Source organism: Streptomyces sp. NPDC054786, from assembly GCF_053611685.1.
Window position 1 is genome coordinate 1 of the sequence record NZ_JBSHAW010000111.1, and the last position, 1,067, is coordinate 1,067.

General features: G+C 67.9%; 1 protein-coding gene. It reads left to right on the plus strand.

What is annotated here, in order from left to right:
* Positions 1 to 48: 48 nt before the first annotated feature.
* On the plus strand, positions 49 to 1,067 hold a 1,019-nt coding region (locus tag ACWGI6_RS38215; protein WP_453271777.1), incomplete at its 3' end, for an acyltransferase domain-containing protein.

Sequence of the window (1,067 nt, forward strand, 5' to 3'; positions counted from 1 at the left end):
GTTCAGGAGCACTTCACCCGACTGGGCCGTAAGGCGACCCGGTTGAAGGTGTCGCATGCGTTCCACTCGCCGCTGATGGAGCCGATGCTCGCCGAATTCGAGCGGGTGGCTGCCTCGCTCACCTACAACCAGCCGCAAGTTTCCTTTGTGTCGACACTGACCGGTGCCCCGGTCACCACCGAGCTGACCGCGCCGGGCTATTGGGTGCGGCATGTGCGCGAGGCGGTCCGTTTCGCCGATGCCGTGCGTGTCCTGGAGACGGAGGGCGTGACGCGGTTCCTGGAAGTGGGGCCCGATGCCGTGCTGACGTCGATGGCGCAGGAGAGCGTGGAGTCGGAGTCGGACGTCCTCGCCCCGACGTCGCGGCACAGCCGTCCGGAGCCAGACGCCCTGCTCACCGCCGTCGCCAGGCTCCATGTGTCGGGTGTGACCGTCGACTGGGAGGCACTCTTCGTGGGGCGCGGTGCGCGTCCGGTCCCACTGCCGACGTACGCCTTCCAACGGCAGAGGTACTGGCTGGACACGCTCGACTATCTTGCCGAGTCGTGGATCGCCACCGAACTCGGCAGCGTGGGCTCCGCCGGTCTGGCTGTGACTGGTCATCCGTTGTTGGGTGCGGCGGTGTCGCTGGCCGACTCGGATGGGGTGGTGTTGACGGGGCGGTTGTCGCTGGCCACGCACGGGTGGCTGGCTGATCATGCCGTGGGCGGTGCGGTCTTGTTCCCGGGCGCCGGGTTCGTCGAGTTGGCGCTCTGTGCCGGGGACGAGGTCGGCTGTGACGTGCTGGAGGAGCTGACCCTTGAGGCGCCGCTGGTTCTGCCTGAGCAGGGGAGCGTACGGATCCAGGTGACGGTGGGCATGCGCGACGAGTCGGGCACTTGCTCGCTGGGCATCTATTCACGCGCCGACGATGAAGGTGCGCCGTGGGTGCGCCACGCGGCGGGTGTCCTGTCCACGGGCGCGGTATCGCCGTCGTTCGACTTGGTGCAGTGGCCGCCTGTCGGCGCTGAGCCGGTGGCTTTGGATGGTTTGTATGAGGGGCTGGCGGGTGCCGGTCTTGAGTATGG